General features: G+C 44.3%; 8 protein-coding genes. 1 reads left to right on the top strand and 7 read right to left on the bottom strand.

What is annotated here, in order from left to right:
• Positions 1–196: 196 nt before the first annotated feature.
• The 5 genes from G3352_RS25245 to G3352_RS25265 all read right to left on the bottom strand — a co-directional run bounded on the left by G3352_RS25245 (position 197) and on the right by G3352_RS25265 (position 8,695).
• The gene (locus G3352_RS25245; RefSeq protein WP_163760998.1) at positions 197–2,359 is read right to left on the bottom strand and encodes an alpha-galactosidase; all 2,163 of its coding nucleotides are present in this window, start codon (positions 2,357–2,359) and stop codon (positions 197–199) included.
• Between the two features lie 100 nt (positions 2,360–2,459).
• Positions 2,460–4,076, bottom strand: a complete 1,617-nt coding sequence (locus G3352_RS25250; RefSeq protein WP_240343219.1) for a glycosyl hydrolase — start codon at positions 4,074–4,076, stop codon at positions 2,460–2,462.
• Positions 4,077–4,300: 224 nt separating this feature from the next.
• A complete protein-coding gene (locus tag G3352_RS25255) occupies positions 4,301–5,869 on the bottom strand; it encodes a response regulator transcription factor (protein WP_163760999.1) in 1,569 nt (522 codons plus the stop codon).
• Positions 5,830–7,620: a cache domain-containing sensor histidine kinase gene (locus G3352_RS25260; protein ID WP_163761000.1), complete on the bottom strand. Its 1,791-nt coding sequence runs from the start codon at positions 7,618–7,620 to the stop codon at positions 5,830–5,832. Before G3352_RS25260 ends, G3352_RS25255 begins: the two co-directional genes overlap by 40 nt.
• A 403-nt stretch (positions 7,621–8,023) precedes the next feature.
• Complete coding sequence (locus tag G3352_RS25265) at positions 8,024–8,695, bottom strand: NAD(P)H-dependent oxidoreductase (RefSeq protein WP_163761001.1); 672 nt, start codon at positions 8,693–8,695, stop codon at positions 8,024–8,026.
• Positions 8,696–8,935: 240 nt separating this feature from the next.
• Between G3352_RS25265 and G3352_RS25270 the strand changes: the two genes are divergently transcribed.
• Complete coding sequence (locus G3352_RS25270) at positions 8,936–9,289, top strand: winged helix-turn-helix transcriptional regulator (protein ID WP_163761002.1); 354 nt, start codon at positions 8,936–8,938, stop codon at positions 9,287–9,289.
• Positions 9,290–9,415: 126 nt separating this feature from the next.
• On the opposite strand, the gene G3352_RS25275 is transcribed toward G3352_RS25270, so the two are convergent.
• Together G3352_RS25275 and G3352_RS25280 are read right to left on the bottom strand one after the other, a co-directional pair.
• On the bottom strand, positions 9,416–9,814 hold the full coding sequence (locus tag G3352_RS25275) for a VOC family protein (RefSeq protein WP_163761003.1): 399 nt from the start codon (positions 9,812–9,814) through the stop codon (positions 9,416–9,418).
• Positions 9,815–9,998: 184 nt separating this feature from the next.
• On the bottom strand, positions 9,999–14,237 hold the full coding sequence (locus G3352_RS25280) for a golvesin C-terminal-like domain-containing protein (protein WP_163761004.1): 4,239 nt from the start codon (positions 14,235–14,237) through the stop codon (positions 9,999–10,001).
• Positions 14,238–14,279 lie beyond the last annotated feature (42 nt).

Below are 14,279 nucleotides of genomic sequence, written 5' to 3' on the forward strand. Positions count from 1 at the left end.
AAGGCAAAGGTTAATTCGACAACATATCAGGGATTTCGCATCATTTCATTCCACAATCTCCTTAATTTTCAGAAAAAATCATGATTTTCATTTTTATTCAAACGAATCCCCTGCTGATCGGAATAACCTGCAGGGGGTTCCAGTCTCTGAATATATGGAATGAAAAACAGAATAACTCTGGCTCCGACCTCTCCTTTTATAGGGTAGCGATTAATTTAAACCATACACTGCAATAATCACCCGCAAGTTGAGGAAGGATCATTCCTGCATGCATCAAACGATCTCCACCATAAGTTCCAACGATCCCTCCCGACCCTTCAATGGTGTAGGCAAATGAAGGATCAAGCCCTTTTAGCTTGAGCATTCTAGGTGCAGGATTAGGTTTGGCAAGAACACGAAAGAAGAACACAAGTGCCTCTGATCGATCTTCTGTAACGAACATCCAAGACGTTTCATTGCCTGCAAATGGGCTGCGGAGCCGGTAAAGGTCACCTTGTTGTACAAGAGAACGCAGCTCTTTGTACATAGCAATTTGCTCTCTAACCTGAGTCTTTTCGTCGTTGCTGAATGTGGTCAGGTCAAGTTCATAACCAAAATTGCCAGACATCGCAACATCACCACGGAATTTCAGCGATGTTTCACGATTAACCTGATGATTCGGTACCGCGGAAACGTGGGCTCCAATAGTACTCACCGGGTAAATCAGGCTGGTGCCATATTGGATTTTCAGACGTTCCACAGCATCCGTATTGTCGCTTGTCCATGTCTGAGGCATGTAATATAACATACCGGGATCAAATCGCCCTCCACCACTAGAGCAGCTCTCAAACAATATTTCCGGGAAAGCCGAAGTCAATTTTTCCAGCAGTTCATATAGACCAAGCACGTAGCGATGTGCCGTTTCCTGCTGATGCTCCGGCAAAGCCGTCGCCGAGCATATCTCTGTCAACGCACGATTCATGTCCCATTTGATATAAGAGACAGGTACGTCGGTGAAAATGCTGGCTAATGCATCGTATAAATAATCGCGCACCTCCGGCCTTGTAAGGTCAAGCACCAATTGCCATCGCGCTTCCGTGCGACGACGACCAGCAACATGCAAACACCAATCAGGATGTTTGCGATACAAGTCGCTGTCAGGCGAGATCATCTCCGGCTCAAACCACAGACCGAATTTCAGTCCATGACGTTCGATCCGTTCAGCCAAGTCACGCAGACCGTTCGGAAGCTTCCGGTGATCTTCCACCCAATCGCCAAGGGAGCTGTTGTCACTGTCACGTTTGCCAAACCAGCCGTCATCCAGGACAAAAAGCTCAATTCCGAGTTCAGCGCCTGTCTCGGCAATGGCCTCAAGCTTCTCGGCAGTGAAATTAAAATAAGTGGCCTCCCAGTTATTTACGAGGATTGGACGATTTTTGTCCCGATGTATCCCGCGGCATAAGCGATTTCGATACAGCCTGTGATAGGTTCTAGACATTCCTCCAAGTCCTTCATTGGAATACACCAACACAGCCTCTGGGGTCTGAAAGGACTCACCCGGTGGGAGTATCCAGGTAAAGTCAAATGGATTCAGACCAATGGCCAACCGAACGGTACCGAAACCGTCAACTTCAGCCTCGGCATGAAAGTTACCACTATAAACCAGGTTTGTCGCATACACTTCGCCGTGATCCTCATCCGTGCCAGGACTGACTATGGCCGCAAACGGATTATGCTGGTGACTGCTCATTCCCCGACGACTTCCAAGGCTCGTTCCTCCGGGACCAAGCGGCCTGCGTTGTATATGTGCCTCTCGCGCCCAATGGCCAGCCAGATATAACAATTCAAAATTACTTTTTCCATACAGATCTACACTTGCGCTAAGGGCCCGAATGAGTTTTATATTTCCCTGCCCATGATTGGTGAAACGAACGGACCGGGTAATGGCTCCTCCTTCAAAGAGGCTGTACCGCAGCAAAACTTTCATGCCCGTGTAGGCATCTTCCAGCTCCAATTCCAAAGTATCTGCTTCATGATCCGCTTCTGTATAAACATAAGGTAAACCTTCAAGAGCAGGTTTGCCTGCACAAACGGTGTAACCTTTATATTGAAGTTCTGTGATGCGACTGCCGTCTTCAAGCTGGACTTGATAAGCAGGTGAGCGGAAATCCCCCGTACCATATTGCGGGTATTCTTGGGGCATGGAATCCAGGGATAACGTGCTCATACCTGGAACAAGCTCCTCCAAATTACCTTCATTCGATAACTGAGGTCCCCAATAACTAAGCAATGGATAACCATTTTTTATCTGAATAACATAGCTCATGTCTTGAGATTGCAAATGGAAAATCTGATTTAATTCATCAATGTGAATAGCCAAAATAAATGCACTCCCTATTTCCTTCTTGGTTTGATCTTTTACTTCTATCCCAGATAATAATTCCTTAAGAGATTGTCTAAGTCCGCCCGGCTGAACTCGATTATTTAATCGAAGGACTCCTGTACAAATCTTCAGGAAGTTCATCAAGCGTAATCACCTTGTCGTGATTGTATACCTTTTTTAGGTGTTCCACCGTATTGGCTTTGCCATCTCTGATGTGTTCGCCGCTCCATGTATTGAAAAAACTCCAGGGAGCTCCGTAAGTCCACAGTAAATCAGGATCGGGGATGGACCCATTTTCGGCTAATGCAACTATTTTTTTATGGTTTGCCAGAGATAAAAGCTCCTCATATTTGGCTATGCCTGGATTGTAATCCCCTGCAGGATTGTAGATATCTACACTTACGATATCTACGACATCATCACCCGGATACCAGTCCTTTTTAACTGAATTCCACACCCAGATAAGATTGTTCAGTTTATGTTCGTTGGTTAAACGGTCATACATCAGCCTGTATAGTTTTTTGGTCGGTTCTGGACCTTTGGCTCCCCACCAAAACCAGCCGCCCTCCGCTTCGTGTAAAGGCCTCCATAGAACAGGAACATTATGTTCTTGCAAGTGCTTCAACTGTGTGGCAATGACATCAATATCCCGAATTAGAAGTTTGTAGTCTTCTGAATTCGGATGATTAAGAGCATATTCGACGTCAAAAGTCGTAAACTCCGTATTGAATCCTCGCCACCATTCGTAACCTGGCTCTTTGCCGCCGATTCCTTTCGGTGCGTTCCAGTGCCAACTTAAAGCTACGATTCCTCCACGTTTGTGCCAATCGATCATTTTCTCCACTTCCGTAGAGGAAGAGCCGTTCTTCACACGCGAAGGGGAATAATCCATCAAATCGCTGGCAAAGATCGCGGGATATTTACCAGTTTGTTGTTTGACCCACTCTACGTCCTCAAGGGTTTGCTGACCTGAGATTATTTTCTTTCCGTATTGACTAAGCATATAATTCATCAAAGCCTTTGTTTCAGGCGTTGCTTCCGGATTATTCAATGCGTATCGAGCAATCATATTCGAGGAAACTGGTGAAACGGCCGGTTGAAGTTTGATATGTTCAATGCCGAAATACCCCCAGCCTCGCGAGATCTGGATCGTATTACTCCCAGCCTTCAGCAGCACTTTGGTCATCATTTTTTCAGCGCGAACATTTCCTGCAATTGGTTCATCCAGGGTGAGTTCACCCGTACCTGTACCATTCACTTGAATTTGGGTTACTTTGTCTCCGTTACCTTCTGGGATATAGTAGCCTAGACTCAGCTCGTACAACCCGGCTTTCGGAGCAACGACTGTAAACGTCGCGCTGCCCATTGCTTCCGCTGCACTTGAATCCTCATCAAAAAAGAATGAGATATATCCCTCTCCATCATATAAAGTGTCCTTTTCGGCAGGAACCTTACCCCGTTTTTCGACACCATAACCTTCTAAAAATGCATCTTTAAAGGTCATTTTGATGGTTTTTTTTGAACTGGTCTGAGAACCTTCAGCAGGATCAACGACATAACCTGGTACGGTTATTGCAGCGTCTGCTGTATAACTGGATGAACCCATTGCAGCTGTCAAAGAAAGAAACATAACAGAACTCATCATCAAGAATTTGTTGTTTGATTTTACTGAGTTAAAATAAGAATTAGATTTCATTTTCATTTTTCCTTTCATCTCCCCCCGTATATATTTCTGTTATCGCTTTCATGATTTGTTAACATTCCCTCCTTCGTGCCTTAACTATAGGGTTTAAGAAAAGTTTGGAAAATACTACTTATTTAGAGCATTTTCATTATAAAATTTGTAATGTTTTCGGAAAGTATCATAAATTTTCAATATCAAGGGATAAAAGCTTTATGCCAGATGCAAACCATTTCCTCGCAAAGTCGTTTTGCATTTTAAGATTTTGTCTGATAAGACGATGGGGACCTCCCTTCCCTCTTTTTGAATTTGGTGTGAAAATAATTCACGTTGGAATACCCTACCTTTTCAGCTACCTCGTATACTTTCATCCCCTGAGAGAGCATTTCTTTTGCTTTTTGGATTCGAACCCGGTCAAGATAATCGTTAAAATATTCACCTGTGTGGCTTTTGAATAATTGACCTAAATAGGACCTGCTGTAATTAAACAGCCCTGAGAGCATTTCGAGTCTGAGATTATCGCTATAATGCCGATCGATATAATCAAGCATACGTTTCATTTCGTTGTCCCGGCTGTTATAATCCGCGCAATGTGCCAACTTTTCCATCAGTGTGGAGACATCATTGACGAGCTCCCGGATGTAATGGGAAATATAAATTTCAGCCAGGTATTGAGCCGGTTCGCCAGGATAACCTGATGTAGACCCGATTCGCGGATAAATTTTTCGAATGGTCTCATTAGCAAGATAAAAGAAATATTCACGGATGTCTTTTTCATCATTACGATTTACTACCATTTGTGCAGCTATTCCATCCAAGAGTGAATGTATGGCTTCTGAATGTCCAACATCTACTAAATAATGAAGACGAAATGCCGCTTCCTCTTTGTCCAAAAAAGAGGTATTCATCGTAGAGGATCCTGCACTCTGGTAGCTTTCTGGAGTATCCCTAGTCAGCAGCCTTTCTTTATCGTAAAAAAAACTGCGCTCCAGCAGCGAACGTGCGGTGCGAAATGAATGGATAATTTCATAAAATGAGCGAACTGATTCTCCCACGGCAACATTCATCTCATAGCGTAGTTCTCCAGAAAGGAGTTTCAATTTTCTATACAATTCATCCCACCCCGACTCGCTGACAGGCGGCTGCCCGAGCAACAGAACAATATAGGGGCTAAAATAGAAAACAACGCCTTGACCATCCAAATGATAGGTTTCAGTCAACAAATCCCGAAAATGGTGAATGCGCTTGTCTTCCTCTTGCTGCATCCCCGGAAATGACATCAATAGAATCTGATACTTTGTCCAGTGTTCACCGAACAATTCTTTCAGTGGAGCGTTTTCTGAATCATACGTTCCTGACAGGAGCGAATACATTGCCCATTCAGGTGAATTTATTTTATTCTGCTTACTCTCCACTTGCCGCTTGGCAGAAAGTTGACTGTGAATTTTTTGAAGTTGTGCAGACAGTTCTTCCTTGTTTACGGGTTTAAGGAGATATGCTTCAACACCGTATTGCAGGGCACGTCGTGCATACTCAAAATCAGCATAGCCGCTAAGTACAATCGCACGCGCGTCCCAGTTACGAAGGCGTATTTCTTGAAGAAGCTCCAGTCCGTCCATGCCTGGCATACGAATATCGACCAAGAGTACATCCGGGATCTGCTCTTCGAGAATGCGAAGTGCTTCATTTCCTCCTGCAGCCGATCCGATGACCTCATACCCAAGTTCTTTCCACGGAATCAAGGTTTGTAACCCAAGCCGTAACTTTGGCTCATCATCAACAATCATTACTGAAAACATTGTGGTTCTCCTTTCTTGGGTATACAAAATGTAATTTCGGTTCCTTGGCCCTCGATACTTTTGATAGAAAGTGCAGAACTTGGTCCATAGGTAAGCTGCAGCCGATCGTTAACATTGCGGAGCCCAATCCGCATCCCGCCTTCTTCTGCTTCCATTAGCTGTCTTTGCAATTCCTTCAGCTTTAATGGAGAAATTCCCGCACCAGAATCCTGGATTTCCACCATTACCTCTCTATCCTCTGTAAACTTCGTTCGAATGGTGATCCATGTCGCCCCCTCTTTACGATCCAGCCCGTGAAGAATCGAATTTTCAACCAAAGGCTGGATGATCAGCGGCGGGATCTCTACTTCCTCGGTTCCCGGCGCAACCTCCATGTTATACAAGAGTCGGTCCTCGTATCTAAACCTGTGAAGCTCCAAGTAACAGCTGACCATATGAAGCTCTTCGGATAGTCGAATTTTTCCGCTGCCAACTTCTAAGCTTTTACGCATCAAGATGCTAAGTTGCCATACAGCTTGCGCCAAATCCTCTTCCCCTCGAAGATGAGCTTCCATTCGAATGGATTCCAGGGTATTGAACAGAAAGTGGGGGTTGACCTGGCTTGCCAACATTTTAAATTTGATCTCGTTTTGTTTTTGCTGCAGCAGCTGTTTCTGTTGATTGCTATCTTCCACTTCCAGCATCAATTGGTTTATTCGAACAACTAGGGAGTTAAACTGTCTTGAAAGCTGTCCTATTTCATCTTTACCGTCTATGTCGAGGTAAGTATCCCAGGACGTGGTGCCTACTCTTGACATGTGTTTACTTAGACGAAGAACCCTGCTTGTTATCAGGGATGCTGAAGCATAGACGAGTAAAATCGCAATGATCAGGCAGCCGACCACTACCAGTGAAGCCACACGAATGACTTCATTTGCATCCCTAATGATATCTGATACTGTAAATACAGAGATAACCCTTAGTCCATTCCAGCTGCTCTCGGGAATCAAGCTGGTAATGACAACTTTTGACGCATTTCCATCCATAATTTCATCGAAGCTACCTTCGGTTTGCGTCAACATATTGTTCCCGACGTTCACTTCGTCTAGGTTTCTGCCATAAAGATTTGGTCGGTTGGCTGCCACAATATTATTGTGGTAATCAACAATCATAGTAGAGAATGACTCTTGGGCAAGAATAGAGTTTAATACATCAGAATTGACATTGATGACCAAAACACTTTCTTTTTTAGGTTCGTCAAGGCTGATCTTCCGCACAAGACTCAGATAATATTTTAAATCCCGCTCATCCTGCATATATGCCCAGCCGGCTAATCCTTTTTTGCTCAGCGCAGTTGTATACCACTCGGCTTGCATGGTCTGAGAGTCTGGTTGCATGAATTCCCAGTTATTGAGCATTGTCGGATTGGGCGTATACAGCCGAATTGATTTAATGCCTTTGTATAACCGCATATAATCCCGAATGTCAGAGTATTGGCGATACGTTTGAATGACTTCAATATAACTATCATAATTACGACTAGCGACAGACTTCATTCGGCTATCATTTGAAAGTTGATAGGAAATATCAAGAGGGACCTTAATAAGCTCTTCCGTTCGTTTCCGAACACGTTCAACGTTGTCAGTAGCCTGTTCGAAAGCATTCATTATCATCACTTCACGCAGCTTGCTAGTCAGATATACACCACTTGCCAGAAGCGGAAGTACAGCAACCGTAATAAACATCAAGGATAGTTTTTTCCTAATCCTGATATCATTTAACAATCGTATAAAACTCATTTATGGCCTCTTTCCATCGAATAGTCTGATAATAAGACAAAAGAAAACAAGATATTCAATTGATAGATAACATAATAACACGTTTTATATATTTTGTTATTGAGTAATATCATTGTTATTAAACGTTTTAAATTGATATTTATCAGATGAAATCAATGTATTCCGCATCGATGTACTAAACACATATTGTATTTTGTTATTTAATTGTTATTTTCATTGATTGGAAACAGTTTTCTCTGACTATACATTTTTCTTTACTAACGCTACTACAATCTTGCTTCAGATCAGTGTTTAAAATATAAAAAAACCGTTGATCATGATCAACGGTCATTGCGAAATAACAGAGAACCCTCATTCCAAAACAGAGAAATGATTTCTTATTGGAGCCGATTTTCTAATCCTTTTATGACCAGCTTATCATCTGATCCATATTGCTTCTTGTTTTAGCTCGTTTGGGTTCTTCGCTGCGGTATCCAAAAGCAACCATGACGGATGCTTTCAAGTTACCTCCCTCTAATAAACCTTCTTCTTCCAAGATATGGTCGACAGCTGCGTAATCAAATCCTTCAATCGGACAAGAATCAATTCCGGCTAAAGCAGCGGCGGTCATCATATTTCCCATAGCAATATAAGTTTGCTTCGCAGACCATTCATATAGTAAACGTTCATCTTCCAGCAAACCACGAACTTCCTGAACATCTTTTAATGCGCCAGAGATAAATGTAATAACCTCTTCGGGCATGTTTTGTACATTTTTCAATTGATCAAGCACATATTTCGAATCATATCTAACATCTGTCCGGGCGAGAATGACCAGAAAATGACTAGCCGTATCCAATTGGCCCTGGGCACCTGGTGAAACTTTTTTCAGCTTACTTCGTAATTCCGGATTTTGCACAACAACAAACTTCCACGGTTCCAAACCAATCGAGCTGGGAGATAACCTTCCGGTTTCTAGTATATAGTTAAAATCATCCTCGGATATTTTCTTGGATGTATCGAAAGTTTTGGCAGCATGTCTGTATTGGAAAGCCGAAATAACTTGTTCTTTACTAACGGGTATCATTGTGTTCATCAGTGTGATCTCCTCTTTTTTATTTTACTTCCAAAGTAATCTTCCCTTGTGGTGCCTGCTGTCATAAATATGGTTTGGTGACGAAATGTTTCATATGCTCCCTCCAACTCTTTTACATTGTTCAAATAAATATCATATGATAGAATTCTATCGTACAATAGTATTATAGAAGTATCTTCAGAGGGTTTCTACGCTATAGAAGCAGCGTTAGTATGCACTTGGATACCGGAAAGGATAGCTATGAATTATACCAATGAAATATTAGAAGAATGTGGCTTTACAAGCGCTCAAAAAATATTGTCTGGGAAATGGTCTATGCTGATCATCCTATTTTTACATGAGAGAACGATGCGATTTAATGAAATTCAACGGTTGTTCCCAGACATTACACATGCAACCTTAACCAAACAGCTTCGCATTCTGGAGGAGTATGGTGTTGTTGTTCGTAACGTATACCCTCAAATACCACCAAAAGTCGAGTATTCGTTGAGCGACATCGGGAAAAAACTCAAGCCGATATTAGATTCGGTTATGGTTTGGGGTGAGGAATATAAGAAATATCAAAATGCTTATACGGCAAAAGTAAAATTGTGATAGCCATGACCTCGTAAGCATTAAAAGCCCTCATTATGTTCACGTACGATCCAGCTTCCTGAATATCTAAAGCAAAAAGACTGCGACAAAGGGCGCAGTCTTTTGGTGATCTCTGTCTAATTCAATTCATTCCAGCACCTGTGCAATCTCCCACAAGTGCCCGTCCGGATCGGAAAAACAAGCCGTACGCCGACCCCAGGGACGCGTTATCGGTCCATTCAATAACTTCACGCCACACAATTTCAACTCATCACATACTCGGTCAACGTCTGGCACTTGGATCGTGAATTGAAACCGCGCGCCATCTCCGCCGTGACCAACCTGCGCCGGCTCAATTAACTCGTGGGCATTGGATTGATCTAACAGATTGATGCTTGTATTGCCATGATCGAAGACCGCGCAGCTTTCATCTTCATATATGATCTCAAGTTCGAGAGCCTCTTGGTAGAATACCTTTGAACGATGCAAATCTTGCACAAACAATGTGATTTCGGTAATTTTGTTCGCCCAGCCAGCTCTCGTCATCCACATCTCAACCCCATTTGAATTTTTTTACAATCCACTTGAATCATACGAATTGCTCGTTCCATTGTCAATGCTATTCGCCTCAGCCACGGTGACAGTATGTGGATTAACTGAAGTGGTTCCATACAAATTCGATAACACACAGTATATGGTAACTGCCTCATGTAAGCTTGTTGCAGCACCGCTATTCTTCAGAAAGTGTCGGTTCACCTGGCGCCTCATTTGCAAGCAGCTCCGAACCATCGGAGTGCCGTTCGAACATAACTGCGTCAACTCTTGTATAGATCATATCCGCAGGAAGCGTTGGCGGGTCTACCGTTGTAGGAGAAACCCTGGTTAACCGGACATACTCGCTACCGTCACCCGTAAAGTCGAACGTTCCTAGATCAACCCAACCCGATGAGCCGACCGTTGCATCGATATAGGTGACCTCGGTACCCGTCTTATGCTTCACTTCCACTTTGACATGATTATCATTTCCCGTCGTATGAACGAGCTTGTAGATCGAGACCGTATATTTCCCCTCTGGAAACTGGCCTTTCCACGTTGCGGATGATCCTTGAACTGTTGAATAGCGGGATTTAACCCCAATTTTGTATCCGGCTAAATTGCTTTGGCTCCATGACCCTTCTGTCGTGTATAACCCAGTTGTATTTGTACTATCGACGATAACCGTTAGGTCCCTGATCGTGATGTTCAAAGGCGGTGTGGTTAAGGTCACTCCGTCAATCGTGACAGTAGCCCATACTTCAATGTGATCCGTATCCCCATCGAGATTAAGAAGGGTCAACAGCCCACTGCTATCCACTTCGGCCAGATCCGTACGATCAACGAAATACTGCACATTGGCCTGTGTTAGATCACCGATCAAACCGTTATCCAAATAGCCGGTTACGCTCAGCTGTGCGGTTTGAGTCATCTGCAACTCGTTCCGATCGGACAGGATCACAGCAGACTCCAATTGCGGTATCTGGTTCGCGTCCACCCACATGATCGCATCGGCAACGACCCTGGACTTGTTGGCCTTGTTGGTTAGTTCCACGTACCCGCTATCGCCTGCAGCAAAAGGATAATCCCCTAGATGCACCCAAGTACCATTCGCTGCTGTCTCATCAACAGTAACCGTCTCGGAGCCCCCGCTATAATAAACGGTAAATGAGGCATTCGTTGCCCAATTTTCACTCGCAGCGGTGATTTGCGGAATCTTGTAATACACACTGTAAGTGACACTTTCTGCCAGCTCAGGCCGCCATCTCATTTTGCTTGTCGCTGTACCAGCTGTAGTTTTGGCATACACATAGTTATCATAGTAATAGTTGTCAGCCGTCGTATCCCTTATCCAGACACCCTCTGTCTCCGCCTCCGTATTATCCACAATGATGGATGAACTATCCTGCCCATCGGGTTGGACTGGAGTTTCCGTAACCTGATCAGGCAGATAAAGTGTCCGCTTGCGGGTCTGTTTCCCCTCTGATTCCACGTAATAAGTGAAGGTTTGGGATAAATCATTCACCCGTATCGACCATTCCATCGGGTATATCGTATCTGGGATGGTCGTGTACATGGCCCCGCCATCCAAGGAATAATGGATTGTCGCTGGTTTCGTCGTTTTTGCCTGCACATAAGCATCATAGACCGTTTCGTCGGGCTTAACCATCAGCATGCCTTTAACCGCATCAATTGGACTGTGGGTATCAAAGAAATAACTTGCATCCGATGTATCAGCCGTTCTAACCTGATGCAGCGGCACATCAATGTTAAGTCCTTCTACAATAATAGCGGTGATGCCCTTGCCTGAAACCGTGGCTTGAATGATTCCGCCACTCATAACTGCTTGCTCTGGTGTACCATTGTCGCGGATGATCGTTACGGTATAATCTTGTGCCGGGTTGAATCCAATGATTTGTTCATTCAATTCAATCGAAGTCTGAACTTCATCTGACGATGCGTTACTTAGCCCGATGTAGAATTTATCCCCGCTCTCACCCGTGATCCAGTTCAATTGAGGATGGTTGGTCTTAATAATCCCCTTGGGCATCCAGAGCCAAACATCGGAATTACCATAAAATTGACCTGGTTTATTCCCATAGAGGTGATATTTGAACCATAAAAAATTCGTTTCAAATACGGAAGGAAATGTAATACTCCCATTTGATTTTAACGATAGTTCGCTGATCAAATAATCCATCGTTTGCCCAAGCTGCCCCGGAATATGGTGATAATAGATGGATGTAGCCCCGCTTGGGCCTTCCAGAGGAAAGTCCGGTTCAAGTTGGCTAACGGCGAAGCCCTTATAGTAATAACCTGGATAACTGGAATATCGGCCAATAACCGCATTATGGGCAATATCCTGCAGTAGTTTATCCCCTGTATAGAGCGACAATCTCAGCATGAATGGAGCTTCCTGAGCATTCATCCGATAATAACCGGTCGTACTTCCTGCTTCAAACGTCAATCCGCTCGGTGAAACAAGCCAACGATCCGCTTGAACGCCTCCGGCAATATCTTCTGGAAGCTTCAGCCTAGGATATTGAAATTTACCACTTTCCGGCCAATGGAACGACTCCGCGTAATTATATGTCTCAGGCTGAGGAATCGTAATGTTACCTTCAGGAACTGGACGAGCAACGAACATGGTTGCATACCGTTTGGCTTCCTTATAAGCGGCATTCAAGTATTTGGGATCCTGAGTTTCCTCATAAAGCTCCAAGATCTCCATCCACAGCTTGCTATAATAATAAATGAACTCATTTTTACTCACATCGACGGTTGCAGGCGTATCGATATGCTGCGTGATATAGCTGTCGGCTGCATCTTTGGCAGCTTGTAAATACTGCGCGTCTCCTGTCATACGATACATCATCAGGGGTTGAATGACAGGCCCCCGGTCTTTCTGGTCAGGATCACGCATGAGGTACTCTTCCTGTGCCAGCGCCCCAATTCCTGCCGAAGTACCCATCATCTGATTGACAGCGGCTACGCTTGAAACGTCAAACGGCAGAGTAGCCATTTTCCATAAGGAAGGCACACCGTATACTTTCTTCTGCGTCGGCGACCAACCGATACCATTTCGCGACACGCCATACTGGACGGACGGCAGTGCTCTCGTATCGTATAGTTGGTCATCCCCTGTCAAATAGTAAGCTCCCAAAAGAACCGCATTCGAGCTTGTTCGGACGCTATCCTCGTTTTCGATATCAATAAAGCCCTTGGCACGGCTCCACCACCCGCTGGGTGATGAAACATAATTAACAGAGTCGTCCCCTTGCGGCTCAATCTTAAGCAAATCGATCATATTAAACATCGCGTCAGTAAGCGACTGATCTGACACATTTTCGCGGTATGCTGAATAACCGTACTCATTGCGAAGAATATCCGCGTAGGACTCATACAGATTGCTTTTTTGAGCGATTAGCCCCATATGAAATTGATAAGTAATTTCTGCGGTCATTTGCGAATAAGTCCCTAATTGAGGCGCATACAGGATTGGCTGCACGCTGCCTTCGTTGTTGACCAGGCTCATGCCAAGTCGTTGTTTCGTAACGCCTCCCGTCGGTTCAAATTCAACCGGAAGCTCTGCCGAAGGTACAAATACACCATACGTTAATGGATTTCCCGAACCATCATTTTTCTCAACCAGGCTCATCGGAGCACTCAGCTCTCTCAAGCTTGTTGATTCCACCGTACCTACCATTTTGGCATGTGACCGGAATCCATTTAACACTTCATTGATGCCCGAGACTGCCTCTGTTGTGAAGGACTGATATCCAATCACATAATTGCCGTCGCGGCGAGGCGTAAAGGCAAAGGAAACATCTGGTTTTTCCCCTGCCATGGACCAGTTCACTTCAAAATCGTAATCACTGCCATGCGTAGAATCGGTTAATACCGCCGTGTGGCTGTCTGAAAAATGGACCTCGTCGAATGTAATCCAGCGTTTGTTCATCGTATCGTAGTAATTGGTTCGGCTGCCCGCATTCCCATCCAATAAAACCCATTGCTCCTCAAGTCTTTCCGACACATTATTGATTGGCGTCCAGTTTCCCGTGTCCGTGTTCTTGTAAAACATGTCACGAACGATGGATTTGCCTCCATCCCATGCTGCCTCATAGAAGGTCGCCTTATAGTTCGCATTTTCGATGCTGCCTTTTTCCGTGTAACTGAGATTTGCTAATGTGCGGCTCCGCAGCGGGGGCAACGGTGGTGCTTGCTGCCGGATATTCCCTTCGAACTTGACTGCATCGGCCCGTGTAATAATTGTACCCGTCGTAGGTTGCGTTCGAGTCAGCCTGACAAATTCGCTATCATTACCACTAAACTCATACTCCCCCAGATCCACCCATCCAACCGATGGACCTGACGAAGGTCTTAGATCCATAAACTTGACATCCGTTATTCCGTTATGAACAATCTCAATTTTCACATTACTATCTGCTTTATCCGCCCAATCCAGCTTATAGAACGA

Origin of the sequence: Paenibacillus sp. ALJ109b (assembly GCF_010747435.1) — a bacterium.
Taxonomy (GTDB): domain Bacteria; phylum Bacillota; class Bacilli; order Paenibacillales; family Paenibacillaceae; genus Paenibacillus; species Paenibacillus taichungensis.